Below are 23,849 nucleotides of genomic sequence, written 5' to 3'. Positions count from 1 at the left end.
GTCTACTGATTGACAGCTTTGCTACGTGATAAAAAAATTCTGCTTAAAAAAACAGCTTTTGCTATTTGCAAAGCCGAATTTTTTTGTGTAAGGTTATTTTATGACAGCGTTGTCATAAAATAACTAAAACGACCACCAGAACAGGAACGGGAGAAGCTTATGCTTAACCATAAAATCGGTGTCTGTGCTTTGGCAGTAAAAGCTGCCTTGCTGACCGGCATCTTTACCGCCCCCTCTTATGTCTTAGCGCAAGATGCTGCTGCGACTGAAGAGAAAGTTGAAGTGATTCAAATCCGCGGCATTCGCGCCTCACAGCAGGCCAACCTGAATGCCAAGCGTTACTCCGATGCGGTAGTCGATGTGGTGACTGCTGAGGATATTGGTAAATTCCCGGACCGTAACGTTGCCGAATCACTGTCACGTATCACCGGCGTCGGGGTTAGCCGCGAATTTGGTGAAGGCGAAAAGATCACTATCCGTGGTGCCAGTTCAGCCACCAACCGTACCTTGTTAAATGGCCAATCGGTCGCCACGGCCGACTGGTTTATTCTGGATAACCCGGGTCGTAGCTTTAACTACACTATGTTGCCGTCGGCGCTGGTATCCGATCTGGAAGTCTATAAATCGCCGATGGCCAGTATCGACGAGGGCTCCATTGGCGGTACCGTGATTCTACGTACCCGCAAGCCGTTAGATCTGGATGCCAATTCTATTAACCTGTCGGTGGAAGGCCAGTACTCGGAAATGGCCGATGCCTGGGATCCGCAGTTAGCCGGTTTGTACTCCTGGAAAAATGACGATGAATCCTTCGGGGTGCTGGTGTCGGCAATCAAACAGGATCGTAAGGTCGTACGTGAAGGTTTTGAAATCCTCGGCTGGCCACAAAATCCTGATCTGAATAGCCGGGTACCCAGCCATATCGGTGTGCCACGTTTTGAGCAGCAACGCGAGCGTGAAACCCTGTTTGCTTCTTTCCAGTATGCGCCGTCTGACAAGCTGGATATTACCGTCAATGCCTTACATTCCAAGGTCGATGCCAATAACCAGAACGCAAACTGGCTGATCTTTGTTAATAATGATGCCGAGGCCCTGAGCAATGTCACCCGGATCAATAACAGCGTTGTCGCTGGTACTGTGGCCAGTGGTGGCACCGCGGCGTACAACTTTATTAACCGGGTCGCGTCAACCGAAACCAAAGGGATCGATTTTGACCTGAACTACCGCGCCGATAACTACGAGTTACATACCCAGTTTGGTACCACCCGTGCTAAGGGTGGCACCCTGCGTGAAACCTCGTGGGAATATGTGGCAACCACCGGTTATAACTTTGATTTACGTGGCAGCACGCCTTCAGCCAGCACAGTGGTCAATGCTGCCGATCCGGCGCAATTCCGTGCCGGTTGGATTTGGGGCGGCGAAAAGCCAACCACTGATGAAGAAGATTATGCCCAGTTCGATCTGAGTATTCCGGTGGAATATGGCATTTTCAACAAGTTACATACCGGGGTAAAACTGCGCGCAGCGGAACGCACCCAGGGCCGCACTGCTTATAGCTGGCATGGTCCTAATACCCTGGCCGATGCCTCACTGGCACCGGACTGGCCGGTTTATCTGCAGTATATCTTTGATACCTGCCCGACGTTGGCGCAATGTAACCTGACTAGCGGCAGTCAGAACGTCAATGCCGCAGTCAATGGTAACCTTGGTCAGCAGGTGGTGCATAACCGGCAGCGGATGGAAGAAATTGCTTTTGTTGGCTTAAATGGCGTTAAAGCTGACTATGCGCGCTCGCTGATCCTGGCTGAGAACTGGGCGGTAGAAGAAGATATTACTGCGTTCTATGTGCAGGGGGATTTTGATGGCGAAGGCTTCCGCGGTAATCTCGGCCTACGTTATGTTGATACCCGCCAGACGTCCGGCGGTTATGAGTTCTCAGATGATAGCTGGGGCTTTTTAACTGTGGACCGCGAGTGGTTAACCCCAAGCGAACTGGCCTGGGTGGAAGTGAAAAATGATTATCGTGAAATGCTGCCAAGCTTTAATATCGCCATCGATTTAACTGAAGACTCGTTACTGCGCTTTGGTGCCGCCCGCGTCATGGCGCGGCAGAACTGGAACGATATCTCAACTTCGGTCAGTTATGGTTCTTTGAACGTGGCGCAACCGACCGGTACCGCCAGCAATCCGCTGTTAAAGCCACAAATTGTCGATCAGTTCGATTTCAGCTACGAGTGGTATTTCAATCCGTCATCGGTGTTGGCGGCAACTTACTTCCTGAAAGATGTAAAGAGTTACCGCAGCTTCTCGACCTTTGTTGACCAGCGCTACTGGGAGCAGGGGGATCAGATGGTTGATGTCACCTTTACCCGCCCCAGCAATGGTCCGGGTGGCCGCACTCAGGGGATGGAGCTGAGCTATCAACAGGCCTTCGGTGACTTTGGCGTCATTACCAATTACACCTACACCAGCGCCAAGCGCGATGAAGATCGCGATCTGAGTAAGCCGGGTTCAGGTTTGGTTGAGGGCACCTCTAAGCACATGCTGAACCTGAGCGGTTACTATGAAACCGACCTGTTCAGCGTGCGCCTGATGTATAACTACCGCACTGAATGGTATAAAGGCTTACACTGGAACGGTGACGAGCTGTGGAATGACGACTATGGTCAGCTTGATGCCAGTATCAGCTATAACCTGACCGACAGTATTGTGTTGTCTTTTGAAGCCATTAATCTGACTGATGAGCGGGTAACCGAATACAACACCGATAAAGCCCGCCTGTTCTCGATTTACGAGAATGGCCGCCGCTTTACTGCCGGGATCCGAATGGCGTTCTAAGCTTTAACTTTCACCTGGACAAAGGCTGATACAGGGATTGATCAGCCTTTTTTTATTGGAAAACCGGATGCAGCAAATTAAAGAATATCATGGTTGCAGCCCTGAGCGCTTTTTGCAGGAGTTGTTACCCTTAGGTCAGCCGGTGGTATTGCGCCAGGCAGTCGCATCCTGGCCGGTGGTTAAAGTCGCGCAGGATGGTCCTGCCGCCTTGCTAAGTTATTTAAAGCCGTTTGACAGCGGGCAGGCGACCGACACCCTGTTGCTGGCAGCGGATACCGCGGGCCGGATTTTTTACCGCCCGGACTATCAGGGCTTTAATTTTGAGCGTAGCCGCTATCCGCTGACTGCGGTGCTACAGCAGTTGATTAAACAAAGCAGCGCAACACCTTCACTGTTTATTGCGCTGCAAAGTGCGGCGCTACAGCGCTGCCTGCCGGAGCTGGTGACGCAATTGCCACTGCCATTTTTACCGGAGCCTGCCGCCGGCAGAGTCTGGCTGGGTAATCAGGTGACGGTACCGGCGCATTTTGATGACGGTCATAATCTGGCGGCAGTGGTAGCTGGACGGCGGCGTTTTACATTGTTTCCGCCTGAGCAGGTCGCCAACCTGTATCCCGGGCCGCTGGATTTTGCGCCAACCGGCACCCCAATCAGCCTGCTTAATCTGAATAAACCGGATTATCAGCGTTTCCCGCGCGCCAAGGCGGCACTGGCCAGTGCGCAGCAGACAGAATTGTTACCGGGAGATGTGTTGTATATTCCGCTATTGTGGTGGCATCAGGTTGAATCGCTGTCGCCAGTGAGTATGCTGATTAATTACTGGTGGGGTGGCAGCCTGAGCGCTAAACCGGTGCAACCTGCGGCATTTGACAGTTTGCTGTTTACACTACTTAGCATGCAGCATTACAGCCCGGCAGAACGCAAGGCCTGGGCAGCACTGTTTCAGTATTTTGCTTTTAGTGGGGAAGAAACCGGTATCCCGGCGCAGTTGCCGGCATTACAAAATCTGCTGCAGCCAGGGCAGGGGGAGCTGCCCACTGCGGCGCGTCTGGCGGCGCTGAGAAGCTGGTTACAGCAGCAGTTAGCAGATAAAGCAGACTAACCGTAATTAAGCTGCAGCATTCGGCTGCTGCAGCTTAGCCAGTGTATATTGTTCAGCTCCTAGGGTTGCAGCGGCTCAACACGACTACTTACCTGACCCAGCCGACCGCGTACCAGTAAGCCCGCTGTAGCCGGCAGCGGTTTAACATAAGGCTGCCAGCTTTGGCCGCCATCCAGACTAAATTCCAGCGCCACCTCTGGCCAGCGATGATTCAGCTGCCACAAGCCTTTGCTTAATTTGGCGCCCGGCGCTGGCAAATAATGCTGACTGCCTGCCCGTTGCAGCCGTTTTAGCTCTACCTGTGTGAGGCGTGATAAAAATTGCTGCAAATCCTGCTGTGCACTGGCTGTCTGCCGGTCTGGCTCCCAGGGCGCCCGGTGCCAGGCGCGCTCCGCCAGTGCCACCAATCTTGGATAGATCATCTGTTCCAATTGCGCTGCCGTGCGGATGGTTTCACTCCAAACCTGGCCCTGAATACCGAGCATATTTTGCGGCTGTGTCAACTCAGGTAAAGGCCGGCCTAACAAGGCGGCTAGATCGCGGATCGGCGCACCGTCACGGGTAAATTCGGCGTTGTGATACAGATGATCCGGCCGGTAGAAAAACACTTTTTCGGTATCGGTATAGCGGGTAGCCCAGTAGTAGCCGCGCTCTTCGGGGTGAGCTTCCTGCGGGTGGTCAAAATACAAATTGGTGCCGGCGGATTGCACAACGAGATAGCCGGCATTGGCAAATTTATAGGCCCGATCGCCATAACCCCATTCCCAGATATTGTCCCAGGCGTTTACCAGCACCTGCTCGTTTTGAAACTGATCACGGGTAAAAGGCTGCTCTGGATCTGCCATTAAACCATCTTCCCAGGCCGCCAGTTTTAAACCTCGCGCGGCAGTCAATTGTGCTACCCGGTTAATAAAGTAGGGTTTCAGATCCGCCACACTGTTTACCAGCGGGTCGCTGTCGATCAGGGCCAGACAAGATGGCGCCTGCTCCCAAGCTCCTTTGGCGACTTCATCACCCCCCATATGAAAAATGCGCAGTTCAACACCGGCATCCTGATACATCAGCTGTAGTTCAGAGATCACCTTATCGATAAAGCGATAGCTGGATTCGAGGCAAACGTTAACCGCATTGTCGTTATAATTCTGTACCGTCAGATAGCGGGAGGTATCGTTGTCTTCGGTCAGGCGATAAGCCAGCGCTTGCTCAGGCTTACCCGCTTGCATCAGGCGCTGATAACGGGCTTCCATTGCTTTAATTGCGGCCCGGGCATGGCCGGGCAGGTCAATTTCCGGGATCACTTCGATATGGTGCGCTTTGGCATGCTGGAGTAAGCGGACAAAGTCAGCGCGGCTATAGTAGCCATTACCTGAGCCCGTTTTCGCTGGCCCGGTACCAAGCTGGGTTAATAAGCAGTTTTGTTCGCTGAGATCAAAACAGCGGAAAGCGCCAATGCTGGTCAGTTCCTCCAAGCCGGGGATCTGCAGCCGCCAGCCCTCATCTTCAGTCAGATGCAGATGCAGTTTATTCAGCTTGTAGCGACCCATTTGCTCAATCAGTCTTAGGGTAGCATCAAGACCATGAAAATTGCGCGCCATATCATAATGCATACCGCGCCAGCGATAGCGTGGGGCATCGCTGATCTGCAGCGTCGGCAGTGTTAATGCCTGAGAGCCCTGAGTGAGCTCAGGTAACGGCAACAGGGCTAACAGACTTTGAATACCATAGAACACACCAGCGGCATCCGCACCGCTAATATTGACTTGTGCATCCCGGATCTTCAGCTGGTAGCTCTCTGGCGTGGTTGCCTTGTCGGCTAACGTCAGAGCAATGCTGTTGGCGCTGCGATGCTTGCTATCGGTCAGCGAAAGCTTTAAACCGTAAAGTTGCTGTAGTTGTTGCTGCAGATAGCGGGCCTCGCTTTGTACCGCTGCATCGGCACGGATCTGCCAGCGCGATTCCAGACTGAGCTCACCGCCAAAGGATTCAAGCTGCTGAACTTTTGGGATCAGGCGCTGCTGGAGATTGCTACTGCCCGGCGTCGCTTTGGCCTTTGGCGTGGAGGTCAGATGTTGAGATTGTTGATTTTCAGCATGCCTATTTTCAGAATGATAGTAGCGCTGCTCCGCTGTCACCGGCGGAATTTTATCGCCATCCGCGATATTGCGCAGCAGCTGCTCCGGGCGCACCAGCGGCCTGACAAAGTGCTGTAGCTGTTCGGTATCGGTATTGGCAAACACCGCCGGCGGCAAGCCATCGACGACAATAAAAGCCCGTGGCATAAAGTCGCTATAGCTGATGATCCAGGGCGCGGATTGAAAGGGTAAGGTCAGTTGTTGACCTGGCGCCAACCCGGCAAAGTTGGCGGTGGCGCTGATGCGGTGCAGATCACCTTGCACATGAGTTAAGCGAAGTCCGGCATGCTCTGTGGTTTCGATTTTGCGGATCAGATGAAAGTAGATAGCCCAGTTACCTTCACCGGCCGGTAACGCCACGGCTGAGTCATTGTGTAAATTGATACTGCCACTAAAGGTGGCGGCGTCTGGCAATAAATTCGATTCAATGGCGAACCAGAGCGCGGTATTACGGCTAAACTCAGCCAGTTTTGTTTCGCTATCGATCCTTGCCGCGCTGTCGATCCTTGCCTGCAACAGGCCGCTGCTCAGACACAGCAGCAATAGCAGTATTGGCTTGCCCATGGTCATACCCTCCGTAGGATGCCTTATCCGACCGGTTTAAAAAAATGCCGTTTGTTTTAAACATGGCTCTTGTTATTTATTACAATTGCGTTATGCTGAAAATGACAACGCTGTCAATTTGGCAAAGTCGGGTCCTAATGTCAAGTTATAATCCGGCTAAAAGTTGTGCAGACAGCAAACAGCAACACAGGGGAGAGCAGGGCGGATGAATCAGACTGTGCCGGGCGGGCAACGCCTGTATTTAGGTATCGATGGCGGTGGCAGTAAATGCCGGGTGGTATTAACTGACGCCAACCTTAAGATACTGGGCGAAGGCCTGGCCGGGCCGGCAAATCCGTTGCGCGGCATGGATGTCGCCACCCAGTCTATTCTGAATGCCAGCTATCAGGCACTGGAGATGGCAGGCCTGAGCTGTGATGATTTTAGCCGGCTGCATGTTGGAGCTGGTCTGGCCGGTGTTAACGTGCCTTATTACTATCAGTTGTTTCAAAAATGGCAGCATCCGTTTGCGGCGCTGTATCTAACCAGCGATTTGCATGCCGCCTGCTTTGGCGCGCATCAGGGGCAGGATGGCGCGGTAATTATTTGCGGCACTGGCTCCTGTGGCCTGGCCGCCGTCGCAGAGCAGGTGCTGGAAGTCGGCGGCCATGGTTTTCCGCATGGTGATAATGGCAGTGGCGCCTGGTTTGGTTTGCAATTGCTGCAAACCGTATTACGCAGTAAGGATGGTCTGACTGCAGCCACCCTGATGACAGAATTGCTGCAACAGCAAACTGGCTTGCAGGACACGCTGGCGTTGGCGCTGCACTTTATGTCGGCGTCAGCGACCGACTATGCCCGGCTGGCGCCCCTGGTATTTCAGGCAGCAGAACAACAGGATGAGCTGGCACAGCAAATTATTGTCGCCGGCGCGGCTCATATTAATGCCATCGCCGCGCGTTTAATGACCTTAAAACCACCGGCGATCTCGCTGATCGGCGGGCTTTGCGATAAGCTCAGGCCTTATCTCGCCCCTGCCGTGCAGGCGTTACTGGTCGACGCCAGTCAAACGCCGGAGCTGGGGGCTATCTGGTATGCCAAAAGCTGTGAGAATGCCAAGTTCTCTGGCGACATAAAGGTGAAGGGATCCGTATGAAAGAGTCAATCGCCGTAGCACGCCTGTTCGATGGTAAGCAATGGTTCGATAATGTGCAGCTGGAATGGGCCGATGGCGTGATCCACAGTATTCAACCGGCCAAAGGCGCGGTCGTCGCTGGCAGCCTGGTACCGGGCTTTATTGATTTGCAGGTTAACGGCGGTGGCGGTGCGCTGTTTAATACGGCTCCCACGCTCGATACCCTGCAGACGATGTTACAAGCTCATCGCCAGTTTGGTACCACCGCTATGTTGCCGACGCTGATTACTGATGAGCTGACCGTGATGCAGCAAAGCGCCGCGGTGATTGCTCAGGCTATCGCGGCCAAAATGCCGGGCATCCTCGGCGTGCATTTTGAAGGGCCGCATTTGTCAGTACCGAAGCGCGGCGTGCATCCAACGGCACATATCCGGGAATTATCGGCAGCGGAAATGGCGCTTTATCTGCGTGAAGATTTGGGGATCCGCTTGTTAACGGTAGCGCCGGAAAATGTGTCGCCGGCGCAAATCACGGAACTCAGTGCGGCCGGGGTAAGGGTATGGCTTGGTCACTCCAATGCCACTGCAGATATTGTCCAGGCCGCGCTGGCTGCCGGTGCCTCGGGCTTTACTCATCTTTATAACGCTATGTCACCACTGACCTCACGTGAGCCGGGAATGGTTGGGGTGGCACTAACTGACGCCGACAGCTGGTGTGGCCTGATCCTGGATGGTTTGCATCTGCATCCGCTGGCGGCAAAGCTGGCGCTATTGGCAAAGCCGCGCGGCAAGGTGCTACTGGTTACCGATGCGATGTCGCCGGTTGGTACAGCTGAGACGGAATTTGCGTTTTTTAATGGCAAGGTGACCCGGCAGGGTAATAAGTTAACCGATGAGGCCGGAGCCCTGGCTGGCTCAGTGCTGGATATGGCCGCTGCGGTGCGTTATGCCGTTAGCGAACTTGCCGTGGAGCTGGGGGAGGCCTGCCGGATGGCGGCACTTTATCCGGCCGAGGCGCTGGGGATTGAGGACAAATCCGGACGCCTGCAAGCGGGCTATCAGGCTGATATGGTGTTGCTGGATCAGCAGTACCAGGTTACGCAGTGCTGGCAGGGCGGTATTGCCGGCCTGCCTTAAGAAACACTGGCTGCAGGCTATACCAGTTGCTGCCGTTATTACGGCACTACAGTTGATTAAACAAGATACATTAAATGCATACTTAATACGGCAAGGCTCGATAAAACAGGGCTCGATATAACAACAATAAACGACAGGAAACAGTATGGAAAAGGTGCTAACGCAACAAAGCCGGCCCTCGACACTCGGGCCAATGCTGATTATCGGAACCTTGTTTTTTATCTTTGGTTTCGTGACCTGGTTAAACGGGGCCCTGATCCCGTTCTTGCAAATTGTCTGCGAACTGAATGAGTTTCAGGCACTGCTGGTCACCTTCGCTTTCTATATTGCCTACACGGTAATGGCATTACCGATGTCGTTTTTATTGAATATTCTCGGTTACAAAAAAGGCATGGTGGCAGGCTTGTTGATTATGGCGGTCGGCGCTTTGCTGTTTATTCCGGCGGCACAGAGCGCCTGGTATCCGCTATTTCTGGCTGCCCTATTTTTACTGGGCTCCGGTTTGACTATCCTGCAAACGGCGACCAACCCCTATATCGTTTGTATTGGCCCGCATGAAAGCGCCGCGATGCGGATCAGTATTATGGGGCTGGTGAATAAGGCGGCTGGTATTATTGTGCCACTGGTATTTGCCGCCTTGGTACTGAGTGATATCGCCCAGTTTTCCGCCGAGGCGCTGGCGGCACTGAGTGAAGCCGAGCGGCAAGTGCAGTTAGCTGAGCTCTCGGCACGCCTGGTATTACCTTATTTGTATATGACTGCCGCCTTGCTGGTGTTAGCCGTCTTTATCTGGTTTGCGCCCTTACCGGAGTTACCGCAACAAGCAGGTGAAAAAGGCGCCAAAGGTCAGGTTAAAGCCGCACTGGCTTATCCGCAATTGGTGCTGGGTGTGGTGGCGCTGTTCTGTTACGTTGGCGTTGAGGTAATTGCTGGCGATACCATCGGGTTGTATGGCAGTCAGCTTGGCGTCAGTCATTTTGGCATTCTGACCTCTTATACCATGAGTTTTATGGTGCTAGGTTATATTCTTGGTGTGGCCCTGATCCCAAGGTTGCTGTCGCAAACCCTGGCGTTACAGTTATCGGCTATCTTTGGCATCGTATTTAGTCTGGGGGTGCTGTTGGCATCGCGTGACAGTAATACCTTGTCTGCACTGCTGTTTGGCTGGGCTGGCGTACCCCTGGTGCCGGATACGGTACTCTTCGTCGCCTTATTGGGATTAGCAAATGCGCTGGTATGGCCGGCTGTCTGGCCATTGGCGTTACAAGGCCTGGGCCGGCTGACGGCAACTGGCTCGGCAATGCTGATTATGGGTATTGCCGGCGGGGCGGTACTACCGCTGTTATATGGCTATCTGGCGGAAAGTTCGGGCAATAGTCAGGGCGCTTACTGGATCCTGTTGCCGTGTTATGCTTTTATCCTGTTCTACGCCTTTAAAGGCCATAAACTGACGGCCTGGCGGCGCCAGTGATGCCGGCGGTACGATTGCCCGCGCTGGATGCGCTGCGCGGGTTGGCTGTGGCGTTGATGATTCTGGTCAATACGCCCGGCTCGTGGCAGCATGTTTATCCGCTACTGCTGCATGCTCCCTGGCATGGCTTTACGCTGGCGGACTGGGTGTTTCCACTGTTCTTATTTGCTGTTGGTTCGGCGCTGGCCTTGGGGCAGCAGCCGGCCAGCAGACTGGACGCTTATCACAAGATTGCCCGCCGCACCTTACTGCTATTGGTTATTGGCTTAATGCTACATGCCTTTCCCTTTGACCGCTCGCTCGCCGAATTGCGCCTTCCCGGCGTATTGCAACGTATTGCGCTTTGCTATTGTGTGGTTGCCTTGTTAGTACAGCATCTGTCACAGCGTAGCCTGTGGTTAGTCGCGTTCCTGTTATTGCCGGGCTATTGGTTGTTGCTGTGGGGCTTTTCTGCCGATCCTGATTTGCTGACTGCTAATGCGGTACAGCGCCTTGATCTATGGTTGTTCGGGCCAGAGCATTTATATGCCGGCTTTGGTGAACCCTTTGATCCTGAAGGGCTCTTAAGCAGCCTGAGCGCCTGTAGCTCGGTATTATTTGGCTATCTCTTTACGCGGCGTCTTAAGCAACTGCCTGCCATAGTACAAGGACGCTATTTATGGCGCATGGCCGGGCTTTTTATGGTGCTGGGTGGACTGTGGCAGTTCGTCTGGCCGTTAAATAAACCGCTATGGACCGGCAGTTATGTGCTATTTAGCACCGGGCTGTGCTTGTTGTTACTACGTCTGTTAACTTACAGCCTGGCTGAGCCATTAAGTCGCTGGCGTCACACCTTACTGCAGCCCTTGCTGGCCTTTGGCGCTAACCCGCTGTTTATTTATGTGCTGTCCTGGATATGGGCGGTGAGTGCCGCCAAATTAATCTGGTTGCCCGCGACCACAGCTGAGGGGCGGATTAGTCTGTACGACTGGGGGTTTAACCTGCTGCAGCTTGGCTTATCTGCGCAGGCAGCGTCCTTAGTGTTTGCGCTGCTGCATGTCGCGCTGTTTGCGGTCTTGGCGCTGTGGCTAAAACAGCGGCGGATTTTTATTAAACTCTGAGATACAGACCGCAGATAGGTAGACCCAAGAGCGCAAAACAAGCACCAGGGCGCTGGCCTAGTGCGCTTTGTCGTCTCAAGCCGATTAAGCGGGCTTAACTGCGCCCTAATCGTGCCAGTAAGCTGGCGTTTTCCCGCTCAATATGGCGGTAAAATTCCAATTGACTCAGCTCACTGGCTGCTTCTTCATCTAATACCACCAGCGCCTGTTGGTGTAATTGCAACGCCGATGCCGGGCAGCTGGCACTAAGCGGCCCCTCGATCATCGCTTTAACGGCCTGAGCCTTGGCTTTTCCTGTAGCCAGTAAGATCACCTTGCGGGCATCCAGAATAGTCCCGATACCCATGGTCAGGGATAAATGAGGTTGGTATTCGCCGGGTTGAAAAAAGCGCGCGTTATCTTTGATGGTATCCTGGGTCAGCGTTTTGATGCGGGTGCGCGAGCGCAGGCCCGACGACGGTTCATTAAAGCCGATATGGCCATTACGCCCCAACCCCAGTAGCTGCAAATCGATGCCACCGGCGGCGGCAATTTGCTGTTCATAGTGCTCGCAGGCGGCGATAGGATCGGCCGCCATGCCATCGGGCACCGCCGTGGCAGTGGCGGGAATATCGATATGCTTAAACAGTTGCTGTTGCATAAAGTAGCGGTAACTTTGCGGATGGCTGCCAGATAACCCCAGATATTCATCCAGATTAAAGGTTTTCACCTGCCGAAAAGAAATCTCGCCTTGCTGATAGGCGCGGATCAGCCGCTGATACAAGGCCACCGGTGTCGAGCCGGTAGCCAGTCCCAACACCGAAGCCGGTTGCTGCTGTAACTGACGGATAAAAACCGCTGCGCCATGTTCAGCAACGGCGGCGGCATCGGCTTGAATCACTATTTGCATCTGTTACTCCGGCTCTGGCTAGGTTCAGTTTAATCTAGCAGATCCTGACATAAATGACAACGCTGTCATTGACGCTGTGATGATTGCGGGAATTAAGGCGTCGAATCAGAATATTGCGCGTCGCAACAGCTTTTTTGCAGTTTGTGCGCGCGAAGATGGCAAGCTTAGCCTGACTGCATTATGCTAAGCCTAAGTATTCTAATTCACGGAGAGAAACCTTGACTGCTTCCACTTCTTCCCATCAATGGCGTTTCTTCCGCTCCGGCGGTTTTGACCAGGTTGCAATTGACAGCGCAGCCGATTTACAGCATCTGCATGAGCTCGACCCGAAACTCTGGACTGTCTTAAATTGCCCGACTACGGGCCTGGAATTTGACGACCGTACGCTGGCGTTAATGGACGGCGATGGCGACGGGCAAATCCGGGTGCCGGAGATCCTGTCGGCAGTGCGTTGGAGTTGTCAGCGCCTGACGGATGCCAGCGTGATGTTTGCTGAACCTGGTTTGCCGCTGGCGGCTATTGCCGATCAGGACGCCGAAGGTGCCGGCATTAAGCATGCCGCCGAACTGGTACTGCGCTACAGCGAGAAAACGGCGGGGCAGAGCCTGCAGGTAGCCGATGTTCTGGATAGTACCCGCTTGTTCTCTGCTGATCATTTTAACGGCGACGGCGTGATTATGCCGGAGCTAACAAGCGATGAGACCTTAAAGCAGGTACTGCTGCAGATTGTTGAGACCCAGGGTGGGGTAGCCGATCGCAGTGGCGGTTTAGGTGTAACGCAGGATACGTTAAACGCGTTTTTTAGCCAGGCCGAAGCCGTTGTTAGCTGGCATGCTGCCTTTGCTGCCGAGCAAAACCAGTTGTGCCCGCTAGCCGATTCTACTGCCGATGCTGTTGCTGCCTTTGAAGCGGTACAAGCCAAAGTCGATGATTACTTTGTCCGCTGTCAGCTGGCTGCCTTTGATAACAGGGCGACCGATAGCCTTAATCCTGCTCCGGCAGTCTATGAGGTGTTGGCGAACCGGGTCGTGGCCGGTGCGGATCAGGATATTGCCGCTCTGCCGTTATCCGTGATTGTCGCTGAGCGGCCACTGGATCTGATGCTGGGTATTAACCCAGCCTGGGCTGGCGCTATCGCCAGTTTAAAAGAGAAAGTACTGACGCCGTTATTGGGGGCAGACTATGAGGTATTAACCGCCGCCGACTGGCAGCAGGTTTCAAGCAAACTGGCCGCCTGGCGCAGCTGGCAGGCTGCTAAGCCCGCTACGGCATTACATGCCTTAGAACTGGCGTATTTGCAGCAACTCCTTGCCAGTGATACTAAAGCACGGCTGGAGGCCTTAATTCAGGACGATCTGGCGGCCAGTACCTTTGCCGATAATCTGTTAGCACTGGAAAAATTGCTACGTTATCAGCGGGATCTGGTGACCTTGCTACGTAACTTTGTCAGCCTCAGTGATTTTTATCAGGGCGAACACAAAGCCATTTTCCAGGCTGGTACCCTGTATCTGGATCAGCGCAGCTGTGAGCTGGTGATGCAGGTTGCCGATCAAGGCCGGCACGCCACTATGGCCCCCTTTAGTGGTTGCTACCTGGTATATTGTAGCTGTATGCGTCAGGGCGAAGCGCCGATTAATATCGTCGCGGCGCTAACCGGTGGCGATGTCGATGAGCTGATGGTTGCCGGGCGTAACGGCATCTTCTATGACCGCAAGGGCCGTGACTGGCGAGCAACAGTGACTAAAGTGGTGGCGCAACCGGTTAGTATCCGCCAGGCATTCTGGTCGCCCTATAAGCGGGTTGCTGCCTTTATCGAAGGTCAGATCCAGAAATTTGCCGCTTCCCGCGATAAGGATATCGAAACCCAAACTACCAGTGGCGTGGCTGATGCGGCTGCGGCACCGGCAACGGCGCCAAGCAGCTTTGATATTGCCAAATTCGCCGGTATTTTTGCCGCCTTTGGTCTGGCGTTAGGCGCCCTAGGTACTGCATTGGCCGCGATAGTGGCGGGCTTGTTTTCGCTTAGCTGGTGGCAAGTCCCGCTGGTACTACTCGGGGTAATGCTGCTGATCTCAACACCGTCGATGCTACTGGCCTATCTGACACTACGCCGGCGCAATATCGGCCCCTTATTGGATGCTAATGGCTGGGCGGTAAATGCCCGGGCGAAAATTAACGTGCCTTTTGGAGCTTCCTTGACCGGACTGGCGCATTTGCCGAAGGGCGCTAAACGTTCACTCAAGGATCCCTTTGCCGAGAAAAAACGGCCCTGGGGCCAATATCTGATAATACTGATTGTTTGTATTATCGCCGCTTGGTACGGCTATCAGCACGGTTTGAGCTAACCGCATTAGCTGATAGCAGTGAAAAAGGGCTGTCATTAACAGCCCTTTTTTTGTTGGTGTTTTGACCGGTACGGCTGACTAGCGAAGGCTAGCTGGCATCCCATTCAAAGCGGGTAGGCAGGGCAGTAAAGGCACCAAAATGCTGACAGGTAAGGGAGCCGGCTTTAATGGCTTTTTGTAATATCAGGTTCTGTAACACCTGATCGGCCAATAGACTTTGCCAGTCTTGATAGATAAGACTTTGGCTAAGCTGATATAACCAGGCACCGACAAAGGCGTCGCCGGCGGCAGTAGTATCGACCACTTTTACCGGCGGCACCGGGATGCTCAGATTAAACTTGCTATAACTCTGCACGGCGGCGCTACCGGCGGTAACCACGATCCAGCGCTGCTTGTGCGCATTTAACGCGCTTAACCAGCTTTGCTCATCGCCAGCCCCGGCCAGATAACGCAGTTCATCGTCACTGAGTTTAATAATATCGGCCTGTTGTAGCAGCTGTTGCACCAGCTCGCGGTTGGCTTGCCCGGTTGGCCAGAGGTTATGCCGCAAATTGGCGTCGATAGAAATTAACCAGCCGTGGCGTTTGGCCTCGGCTATCAGTGCAAAACTGGTATCGGCAATGGCGCTATCGGTCAGGCTATTCGAGCATAAATGCAAAATAGCCTGCTGCTGCCAGAAATCCGCCGGCAAATGGCTGAGTCGATACAACAAATCTGCTGCCGGTGGCCGGTAGAATGAAAAGCTGCGATCGCCGTCGGCATTTAGCGCAACAAAGGCCAATGCGGTTTTTGCCTCTGCCGTGCGCGCACAGGCGCTGACATTAACGCCATAATGTTCAAGCTCGGCTTGCAGAAAATCCCCGAACATATCGGCCCCCAGCATGCCGACAAAGCGGCCATCGCCACCCAGTTTCGCTACGGCTACGGCGACATTTGCCGGTGCGCCGCCGGCGAAGCGGCGAAAAACACCGGCTTGTTGTGGATCCTGTAAGAAGTCAATTAACACTTCGCCAAAACAATAGACTGGTAGCGACATTAGGGTACCTGCAAAGATTTAACTTAAATGTTTAAGCTTAAGCTAGCCTATTCGCCAGCTATTGTAAATTGTACGCTGGCTAAAATTGCTTAAATTTTTAGCGAAGGCTTGCAATGCAGCAAAAATAAAGCAAAGATAGCGAATAAAACTTTGGTTTGGACCCTTGCTTATGCCACAGTATCTGACCCGCTTCATGACCGTTGATCCTGCACAGTTAGCGCATTTTTCTGATATTTTACTTAAACGTTATAGTTCGTCGCTAAAAACGCTGGCGAAGGGGCGCTGGCCGCTGCTGGCAGCGCGCTTACGACAGCAGTTACCGGCTTTGCTGGCACTATATCTGCCGCTTTATGGCGCACGCTTTGACGCCTATTATCATTTGGAGCAACTACTAAAAATTCTGGCCAAAGCGATAGCGCAGCGGCCGGATTATCTGCTGGCCGAAGATGCTGCGCCGCAAGATTGGCATCAATCGGAGCAGGCGCTTGGCTCGGCCTGTTATGTCGATCTGTTTGCCGGCGATTTTCAGGGGTTAAAGCAGCGTATTCCGTATTTACAGCAAACCGGGATTAATTATCTGCATCTGATGCCGCTGTTTAAAGCGCCCGAGCCAAATAGCGATGGCGGCTATGCGGTATCAGATTACCGCGCCACCATGCCTAAGCTGGGCACTATGACTGAGCTGGCAGATCTGATGCAGTCGCTGCATCAGCATGGCATCAGGCCGGTGCTGGATTTTGTGTTTAACCATACCTCAGATGAGCACCGCTGGGCGCAAAAAGCCAAAGCGGGCGACTCTGAGTATCAGGATTATTATTTCTTTTTTGATGAAGCCGAACGCGATCGCTATGCGCCTTATTTACGGGAAATTTTTCCGGAAATCCGCCGCGGTTGTTTTACGCGGGAAGCCAATTCCGGGCGCTGGGTCTGGACCACGTTTAACAGTTTCCAGTGGGATCTGAATTACGCGAATCCGGCGGTATTTAATGCGATGGCGGAAGAAATGTTGTTTCTGGCCAATCAGGGGGCTGCCGTATTGCGCCTGGATGCGTTAGCCTTTGTCTGGAAAGAGGCCGGCACTAACTGCGAAAATCTGCCGTTGGCACACACCTTGATCCGCGCCTTTAATCAGGTGGCACGGATAGCGGCACCGGCGCTACAGTTTAAATCAGAAGCCATAGTGCATCCGGATGAGGTGGTAAAATATATCGCCCCCGAGGAGTGTCAGCTATCATACAACCCACTGCTGATGGCCCTGCTCTGGAATAGTCTGGCGACCCGTAAAACCCGCTTGCTGACCGAGTCATTACAGCGGCGCTTTGCCATTGACCCGCATTGTAGCTGGGTTAACTATATTCGTTGCCATGATGATATCGGCTGGACCTTTGACGATAATGTCGCCTGGCAGCTGGGGATTAACCCAGAGCATCACCGGCAGTTTTTAAATCAGTTCTATACCGGGCAATTTGCCGGCAGCTTTGCCAGCGGGGTGCCGTTTCAGCAAAATCCGCAAACCGGCGATTGCCGCGTCGCTGGCATGCTGGCGTCATTAACCGGCGTTGAGCAGGCTCTGAAAACCGGTAATACGGTGCATTTACAACATGCGTTGGCCCGTATTTACCTGCTTAATAGCGTGATCCTGAGTATCGGCGGTTTGCCGCTGCTGTATATGGGCGATGAGCTGGGCCTGTTAAATGATTACAGCTATCAGCAGGATGCAGCGAAAAAAGACGACAGCCGCTGGGTGAACCGGGTGGCGGTTAACGAGCAGCAGCTTGAAAGCGCCACCGACAGTACTAAACTGTCTGGTAAAATTTACCAGCAACTGCAGCAGCTGCTGGGCGTAAGGCGGCGCTTGCCGCTACTGGGGCAGGGCAAAACCGAAATCCTGGCCAGTGCCAATCCGCATCTGTTTAGCTATCGTCGTTATCAGGATCAGCAAAGTTTGCTGTGTGTGGTCAATTTTAGCGAACACAGTCAGACGCTGGCGATGTCAGCCAGCAGCCAGTGGCGGGATGAGTTAAGTGGTAACCTATATCAGGGCGCCCGGCTTGAGCTGCAGCCTTATCAGGTACTGTGGTTAACGGCACTGTAAGTTGGGCACAAGGCTTATTCTTTTCTTACACCGCGCTTAAGGGCGCGGTGCTTGCCAGCCTTGTTCGGCTTTGCTGATGCATTTGGGGTTACCTTCTGCCACCAGCGACTCGGCAAAAAACCATTCTTTAAATAGCTGCCAATTGGCCGTGATCGGACTTTGGCACTGGCCATTGGCCGTTTCAGCAAAGCGCTCTTCACTGCAAGGCGGCACCTCGGGTAGCTGGCCGCGGTAGGCATAGGCGTAAACCGCCTGACAATGTTCGGTCAGATAGGTATTAAACACCACCAGCCAGCCTTGCTGATAGCGTACTATACTAAAGCTGGGCAGGTTATTGGCCACCGCAGTGGCAATAATCTCCGGCGCTTCGGCCTCGGCCACTAACTGCAGCTCGCCCTGTTGTTCCCCCTCTGTCAGGCGCTGGCGGATCTGAATGCGTTCGCCGCGCCGCCAGGCGAAACCATCATAGGTGGTGTTATCTGCGGCTGCGATCAACGCATCCAGGCCCCGTTCGTTACGTTTAACTTCCTGCTGAATGCTGCGCGCGATCTGCTCGGCTTCGGTCAGGGTTTTCAATTGATCGCAACCTGTAACAAACAGGCTGGCAAGTAGCAGAACAGTAGCAAAGGGTCTGGACATCATATCTACCTGATCAGAGTAATAGCGCGGCGCTACCTTACTGCAAGGCCGGGAGCCTTGCAACTTTGGTGCTGACTTTAGCAATAAAAAAGCCCCGATCAAGCGGGGCAACAGCACGAGAGAAAATCAACAATAGCGGTTATTACGCCCTAGTCGGACATCGCCTGTAATTGAGCCTCAGCCGGATTAAACAGATGATTCCACCACATAGCGACTGCCAGCAGTAGCGCAAAGCCGGTAGCCAGATAAAAGCCGTAGCGCACATCGCCAAACCAGTCGCCGACTATACCCATCAATAGTGGCCCCAGCGCGGCCGCCAGAGCGGTAAAGGCCAGGATCAGGCCTGCCGCTGCGCCATGTTGTTTGCGTGGGAAACAGCTGATGCCTTTAGAATTCAGCGTAGGGTACATCATCGACATAAACAGGCCGGATAATGGCATCAACCACAGCGCCCAGGCTACGCCATGCCACATACTAAGGACAAAACACAGCGCGATAACACTGCTAAACCACGCCAGCAGAATGGTCCAGCTAAAGCGGGTCAGTAACCATTCCGCCAGAAAGCGGCCGATAGTCCGCAAAATAAAGAATACTGTAATGGCATGTGCTGCCAGCAAGGTCCATTGACCATCATATTGCTGTAACAGGGTAGGCAACCAGACAAAGACCGCCACCTCAGTCGCGACATAGCAGGCAATGGCCAGCGAGAAGCCAAGCGCATAAGGATTTTTCACCAGAGCCAGAGTTTGCCAGATCGACGCCTTGGGCTGTGGTGAATAAACCGGATAGTCCATGCGGTAGGCAATCAGCAGTAACACCGCACAAATAAAGCCGGCCACAAAATACAGCTGCTCCCAGGCCATATCAAACATCAGCAGGATCGCAACCAGGGCCGGGCCAACTATGGCGCCCAGGCCAAAGAAACCCTCAACCCGGTTCATCAGCCGGGTATGGCTGGCAGAATTCGGGCTGATATCGCCAATCAGTGCCAGGGCGCCGGTTTTAAATAAACCGATACTCAGGCCGCACAGCCCCAATAATAAATTATAAAAGTAAAAACTTTGCCCCAGCGCAAAGGCAAAGCAGGCCAGGGTGTAGATCAGTAAGCCAAACAGAATAATCTTCTTCCGGCCAAGCTGATCAGCCAGTTGGCCCAGGAATAGACCGGATAAGCCGATAAAAATCATCGGCACATAATGAAAGGCGGCCGCTTGCGTCAGGCTAAGGTCAAACTGCTTAACCACTTCGGGAATAATCACCCCCACGGCATCCGTGGTCATGGCGAAGACGAAGAACATCAGGCAGGTCATCCATTTAACCTGGGTATAGGTGTGCGTCGGCACGGCGGTTGCCGCTGCGCTGCTGAGCTGTTGCATAGTCTAACCCTGTCTTGGCGCTGTCGTAAGTGCAGCGTTTTATTAATTTGGCAGTCTGCGCTATGCGCAGCTGGCCTTGTGCGCAGGTGAGCGTCAGTGGCTCAGGATACTGCTTATCGGCAGATACTGACCATTTACGCTAACCCTGCTGTAATCGTTGTTACGGCTTAAAATTACACCTTAAACGTTTAAGTTGCAAGCTAAGAACCCGCTTTCTGGCGAAAAATACGACGTTTTTTTTAACAGCTGTCGCGCAGTCGTAGCTCACAAGGTAAGAGCACATTTTCAGCGGTATTACCAGCCAGCAGCATTCTGGCGGCAATACGGCCTTTTTCATCGCTGTGCTGGGCGACGGTCGTCAGTGCCGGATAGCTACGCTCGGCCTCTTCAATGCCATCAAAGCCGACAATCCGCAGATCTTGCGGGATGTTAAGACCTAGTTGCCGGGCGACACTGATGGCACCAAGCGCAATCCGATCGCTCATACAAAGCAGCAGCGTTGGGCGGGGATGTTGCGTCAGAGCCTCACGGGCGGCGATTTGCGCGTAATGATGGTTATTGATTGGAATATGCCAGATTTGCTCCGCGTTTAATTCGCGTTGCTGCTGCGTGGCGGCTGCCAGATAGCCTTCCAGCCGGCGGCGGGAAATCGCCTCATTCGCATCGTATAGCTCGTGTTGTTGTAGCCGGCAGACCCGATCGGAATCTATCAACCTAAGCCCTAGTACTGCGACCTTGCCAGGCTGTTTTTGCAGCGCATACTCAGCAATATCATAGGCATATTGATAGTTGTCGATATTAACTGAGCCGATACCACTGAGGTTACAGTCGACACAGAGTAGCGGTTTTCCGCTTTGCTTTACCCGCTCCAGTTGCTCCGGATTTTTTGGGCTGCCGTAAATAATAAAGCCATCGGGCAGGGCTTCGGCGGTGCTGTGTACCGCTTTGGCACCGGATAACAGCAACATATCCTTGCCGGCGTCCTGCAGCACCTCGGCGATGCCTTTAATCAACTGATTCGCAACCGGATCGCTGACCGAATATTCCAGCGTATCCGACAGCAGAATGGCAATCATATCGGAGCGGCCGGTACGCAGGCTGCGGGCCGTGGCATTCGGGCCGCTAAAGCCGAGCTTTTCACTTTCCTGCAGAATATGTTTACGCAGCTCTGCCGAGAGCTGATCCGGGCGGTTAAAGGCGTTAGATACAGTCGCCACCGACACCCCAAGGTGTTTGGCCAGCGCTTTAAGGGTAACTTTTGGCATCAGGTTTTCCGGGTTTAATGCGTGTTAGCAGACAGAGCTGACAGATAGAACCACTCTAACTCAGTTTATCTTAAACGTTAAGATAAATTGTGCTTTGGTTTTAGGATCTAGCTTTCCGGAGTGGAGGCGGAGCACAGGTTCCGGTACCGGGCTTAAATCTCGCAGGTATAAAAAAAGGCGACCGCAGTCGCCTTAAAGTATAAAGCAGCGGTCGCTTAGAACTGATAGCGTAAGCCAACAGAGGCAGTACGACCATTGATGGTACGGGCGGTAATAATGCCATTGGCCGGCACACTGCCTTGCTCGGCTTCCGTTAAACCGACCTTATCGAACAGGTTATTGATATTCAGTGACACGGTCAGATCCTTGGCCAGCTCGTAACTGGCAAAGGCATTGACCTGGGTATAGGCACCGAATTTCAAGTCGTTATTATCCTGGGCATAGGCGGCACTGGTGCCAATTAAACTGACACCAAATTGCGCCTGATCCAGAGTATAACGGGCTAACAGGTTATAAATTACATCGGCCTGACGCCGTGGCGTATTGCCGACTAACTCAGGATTCAGCGCATCTTTGCTGATCTCGGCATCGGTCCAGGTAATGGAGCCGCGCAGGTCCAGATCGCCGATGCGGTAGCTACTTTCCAGCTCAATACCCTTGGCCTGATAAACGCGGTCAAAGAAGCGCTGGGTAGTGGCTTCAAAGTTCTGCTCATCCGTTTCGGCGAAAAACAGCGTCGCAAATAGATTCAGGTTGCCATGGCGGCTTTTGCTACCCAGTTCATATTGTTTCACCTGGTCAATCGCATCTTCGCGGGCTACTGAGCCATCGGCGTTAACCTTGCCGAACAACAGACGGTCGGCATTAGCACGGCCACCTTTACTGACGCGGCCAAACATGGCCCAATCGTTATTAAACTGATAGTTGGCGCCGACTGAGTACGAGTTGTAAGCCCAACCGTAGTTCACCAGTTGCGGATTGGCCAGATCAATACCGGAAACACTCTGCTCGATAATACTGATCACCCCGTCGCCGTTCATATCACGGCTACTTTGTACCGCGCCGGCATAGCTACCGCTGGCACTGCCAATATCGCGGCGTACACTGGCTTCCAGCGACCAGTCGCCAAAGGCCCAACTGGCTGAAGCGTAAGGTGCCTTAATGCTGTAGTCAGTATCATAATTGCGCTGACAGCAGTTGCCCCAGAACGGCACGCCATAGGCCAGCTGGCCCTGCTCGGAGAAGGCGGTGCCGTTAGCGGCAAACACATTTAGCAGCTCAGCATTATCACCTTTTAACGCCATCAGATAGGAATTCCACAGCCAGGACATGCTGATGCTCTGATCAGCGAGGTAGTAGCCAAAGCTGACATCGACCTCGCCAAAACGGCGTGACAATTTCAGATCGTTAACGATGGAGCCAAAGTCATGCAGTTCGACATCAAAGGTATGAATACGCATCGCATTGCCGTTGCCGTACAAGTTGCCAGCTTGCGGACCTACCGCATAGCGTACGGTAGCGCCACTACCAGCAATGCTATTGGCAATCGACTGGGCGCTGTCGACTTCGGCCGGAAACAGCGTAATAAAGTTGCCACTGACTTCACTGATCCGAAAGCGGTTATCCAAGGTCCAGTTATCATCGAGGTCAAACTGCGCTTCGATACCAAAGCTATTAACCTGTGGGTTCATACCATCGCGAACATCGCCGCGTGAGATCTGGTTGTCGCCGTTTAGCCGCACGGTCTGGGTTAAATAAGCCGATTGCAGCGTATCTTTTTTGGCGTTGTAGCCGGGAAGCGAACTGCCATCGGCCAACATCGGCATTGGCATATAGCTGGTTACCCGGTCATTCAGGTGCTTGGCATAAAGCCGCACATAACCGCTGTCAAAGTCTTTGGTCAGGTTGGCTTTTAGCTGATAGCCACGCTCGCCCTGATAACCCGGATCCCGCACCCCTTCACCCTGGCGGACAAAACCGCCAATATGAAAGCGCATATCGTTGTTGATATCACCGCCATATTCAAAATCGGTACGGAACTGATCGTAATTTAAGCCGGAGGTCAGCGCCACGCTTCCGCCCTGATCCTGCCCGGTTTTACTGATAAAGTTAATCACGCCACCCGGTGAGTTGCTGGCGAGGGTGCTGGCGGAACCCCCGCGGATCACTTCCAGTCGCGCCAGAGTCGCGTCAGCGCGGACAAAAATATCAGCGTTACCAAAGGCAATATCACCAAACTGGAGCACAGGCAGACCATCTTCCTGCAGGGTTAGAAATTTTGCGCCACCTGCAGCCACCGGCAAGCCGCGCACTGCGATATTGGCATTACCCTCGCCACCACTGGCTTCACTGCGCACACCAGGCAGCATGCGAAACACTTCAGCAGTAGAGCGGGGCGCTGACGCGTCGATATCTTCAAACGTCAGGGTACTGACCGAGACGCTGGATTGCATTACGGTTTGATTGCGGGATACCGCACCCGTTACCAGAATACGTTCAAAGCCGAGGCCACTGGGGGCAGCTTCAGCGGCCGTGTCAGTTTGCTCTGCAGCCGTTGGTTCAGGCGCAGTTTCCTGCGCAGTAAGTTGGTGAGAAGTTAAAGCGAGAGTAATGGCCAGCGCCAGGCTGGATAACGCAGGTTGCTGTTGCATCTTGGGTGTCTCCCTTGTCGATCTGAGATATTGTTTTTTATAAGCTGAAACGTTTAAGTTTATTGCCGTTAAAAAAATGCCAGCAGGCATTTTCAGTAG

At 53.3% G+C, this 23,849-nt stretch carries 15 protein-coding genes; 8 read left to right on the top strand and 7 right to left on the bottom strand.

Translation table 11 applies throughout. The features are described 5' to 3' along the window. Positions 1-159: 159 nt before the first annotated feature. Positions 160-2,835: a TonB-dependent receptor gene (locus H1D31_RS10935; protein WP_261258516.1), complete on the top strand. Its 2,676-nt coding sequence runs from the start codon at positions 160-162 to the stop codon at positions 2,833-2,835. Between the two features lie 67 nt (positions 2,836-2,902). After that, positions 2,903-3,937: a cupin-like domain-containing protein gene (locus H1D31_RS10930; RefSeq protein WP_261258514.1), complete on the top strand. Its 1,035-nt coding sequence runs from the start codon at positions 2,903-2,905 to the stop codon at positions 3,935-3,937. 59 nt (positions 3,938-3,996) lie between these two features. Here H1D31_RS10930 and H1D31_RS10925 read toward each other — a convergent pair whose 3' ends face one another. After that, on the bottom strand, positions 3,997-6,633 hold the full coding sequence (locus tag H1D31_RS10925; RefSeq protein ID WP_261258512.1) for a family 20 glycosylhydrolase: 2,637 nt from the start codon (positions 6,631-6,633) through the stop codon (positions 3,997-3,999). 205 nt (positions 6,634-6,838) lie between these two features. On the opposite strand from H1D31_RS10925, the gene nagK reads away from it, so the two are divergent. The 4 genes from nagK to H1D31_RS10905 all read left to right on the top strand — a co-directional run bounded on the left by nagK (position 6,839) and on the right by H1D31_RS10905 (position 11,454). Then, positions 6,839-7,768, top strand: a complete 930-nt coding sequence (gene nagK, locus H1D31_RS10920) for an N-acetylglucosamine kinase (RefSeq protein ID WP_261258510.1) — start codon at positions 6,839-6,841, stop codon at positions 7,766-7,768. Continuing rightward, positions 7,765-8,883, top strand: coding sequence for an N-acetylglucosamine-6-phosphate deacetylase (gene nagA, locus H1D31_RS10915; protein WP_261258509.1), 1,119 nt, complete (start codon positions 7,765-7,767; stop codon positions 8,881-8,883). Before nagK ends, nagA begins: the two co-directional genes overlap by 4 nt. 145 nt (positions 8,884-9,028) lie before the next feature. Further along, positions 9,029-10,354 (top strand): sugar MFS transporter, encoded by a 1,326-nt coding sequence (locus tag H1D31_RS10910; RefSeq protein ID WP_261258507.1) that lies wholly within the window; start codon positions 9,029-9,031, stop codon positions 10,352-10,354. Then, positions 10,354-11,454, top strand: coding sequence for an acyltransferase family protein (locus tag H1D31_RS10905; protein ID WP_261258505.1), 1,101 nt, complete (start codon positions 10,354-10,356; stop codon positions 11,452-11,454). Before H1D31_RS10910 ends, H1D31_RS10905 begins: the two co-directional genes overlap by 1 nt. A gap of 94 nt (positions 11,455-11,548) precedes the next feature. Here the strand turns inward: H1D31_RS10905 and nagB are convergent, their stop codons facing one another. Continuing rightward, a complete protein-coding gene (gene nagB / locus H1D31_RS10900) occupies positions 11,549-12,343 on the bottom strand; it encodes a glucosamine-6-phosphate deaminase (protein WP_261258504.1) in 795 nt (264 codons plus the stop codon). A 218-nt stretch (positions 12,344-12,561) separates the two neighbouring features. Here nagB and H1D31_RS10895 point away from each other — a divergent pair, with 218 nt between their 5' ends. After that, positions 12,562-14,688, top strand: a complete 2,127-nt coding sequence (locus H1D31_RS10895; RefSeq protein ID WP_261258502.1) for a hypothetical protein — start codon at positions 12,562-12,564, stop codon at positions 14,686-14,688. 88 nt (positions 14,689-14,776) lie between these two features. Here the strand turns inward: H1D31_RS10895 and H1D31_RS10890 are convergent, their stop codons facing one another. After that, entirely contained in the window at positions 14,777-15,724 is a 948-nt protein-coding gene (locus H1D31_RS10890) for a carbohydrate kinase family protein (protein WP_261258500.1), read from the bottom strand. A gap of 169 nt (positions 15,725-15,893) precedes the next feature. On the opposite strand from H1D31_RS10890, the gene H1D31_RS10885 reads away from it, so the two are divergent. After that, the gene (locus H1D31_RS10885; RefSeq protein WP_261258498.1) at positions 15,894-17,819 is read left to right on the top strand and encodes an amylosucrase; all 1,926 of its coding nucleotides are present in this window, start codon (positions 15,894-15,896) and stop codon (positions 17,817-17,819) included. Between the two features lie 36 nt (positions 17,820-17,855). On the opposite strand, the gene H1D31_RS10880 is transcribed toward H1D31_RS10885, so the two are convergent. From H1D31_RS10880 to H1D31_RS10865, 4 genes are all read right to left on the bottom strand, one after another. Continuing rightward, positions 17,856-18,458: a hypothetical protein gene (locus H1D31_RS10880; RefSeq protein WP_261258497.1), complete on the bottom strand. Its 603-nt coding sequence runs from the start codon at positions 18,456-18,458 to the stop codon at positions 17,856-17,858. Positions 18,459-18,607: 149 nt separating this feature from the next. Further along, positions 18,608-19,834, bottom strand: a complete 1,227-nt coding sequence (locus H1D31_RS10875) for an MFS transporter (RefSeq protein WP_065955178.1) — start codon at positions 19,832-19,834, stop codon at positions 18,608-18,610. Between the two features lie 239 nt (positions 19,835-20,073). Further along, entirely contained in the window at positions 20,074-21,099 is a 1,026-nt protein-coding gene (locus H1D31_RS10870; RefSeq protein WP_065955179.1) for a LacI family DNA-binding transcriptional regulator, read from the bottom strand. A 215-nt stretch (positions 21,100-21,314) separates the two neighbouring features. Then, entirely contained in the window at positions 21,315-23,750 is a 2,436-nt protein-coding gene (locus tag H1D31_RS10865; RefSeq protein ID WP_261258494.1) for a TonB-dependent receptor, read from the bottom strand. Between the last annotated feature and the right edge of the window lie 99 nt (positions 23,751-23,849).

The organism is Alishewanella sp. BS5-314, assembly GCF_025377695.1.
In the GTDB taxonomy this organism is placed as follows: Bacteria; Pseudomonadota; Gammaproteobacteria; order Enterobacterales; family Alteromonadaceae; genus Alishewanella; species Alishewanella aestuarii.
The sequence above is the reverse complement of the archived record's forward strand: the minus strand, read 5'-3'. Positions and strand labels throughout refer to the sequence as shown.

Coding starts and splice junctions, on each gene's coding strand:
- H1D31_RS10935 (WP_261258516.1), top strand. CDS start 160: ATGCTTAACCATAAAATCGGTGTCTGTGCTTTGGCAGTAAAAGCTGCC.
- H1D31_RS10930 (WP_261258514.1), top strand. CDS start 2,903: ATGCAGCAAATTAAAGAATATCATGGTTGCAGCCCTGAGCGCTTTTTG.
- H1D31_RS10925 (WP_261258512.1), bottom strand. CDS start 6,633: ATGGGCAAGCCAATACTGCTATTGCTGCTGTGTCTGAGCAGCGGCCTG.
- nagK (WP_261258510.1), top strand. CDS start 6,839: ATGAATCAGACTGTGCCGGGCGGGCAACGCCTGTATTTAGGTATCGAT.
- nagA (WP_261258509.1), top strand. CDS start 7,765: ATGAAAGAGTCAATCGCCGTAGCACGCCTGTTCGATGGTAAGCAATGG.
- H1D31_RS10910 (WP_261258507.1), top strand. CDS start 9,029: ATGGAAAAGGTGCTAACGCAACAAAGCCGGCCCTCGACACTCGGGCCA.
- H1D31_RS10905 (WP_261258505.1), top strand. CDS start 10,354: ATGCCGGCGGTACGATTGCCCGCGCTGGATGCGCTGCGCGGGTTGGCT.
- nagB (WP_261258504.1), bottom strand. CDS start 12,343: ATGCAAATAGTGATTCAAGCCGATGCCGCCGCCGTTGCTGAACATGGC.
- H1D31_RS10890 (WP_261258500.1), bottom strand. CDS start 15,724: ATGTCGCTACCAGTCTATTGTTTTGGCGAAGTGTTAATTGACTTCTTA.
- H1D31_RS10885 (WP_261258498.1), top strand. CDS start 15,894: ATGCCACAGTATCTGACCCGCTTCATGACCGTTGATCCTGCACAGTTA.
- H1D31_RS10880 (WP_261258497.1), bottom strand. CDS start 18,458: ATGTCCAGACCCTTTGCTACTGTTCTGCTACTTGCCAGCCTGTTTGTT.
- H1D31_RS10875 (WP_065955178.1), bottom strand. CDS start 19,834: ATGCAACAGCTCAGCAGCGCAGCGGCAACCGCCGTGCCGACGCACACC.
- H1D31_RS10870 (WP_065955179.1), bottom strand. CDS start 21,099: ATGCCAAAAGTTACCCTTAAAGCGCTGGCCAAACACCTTGGGGTGTCG.
- H1D31_RS10865 (WP_261258494.1), bottom strand. CDS start 23,750: ATGCAACAGCAACCTGCGTTATCCAGCCTGGCGCTGGCCATTACTCTC.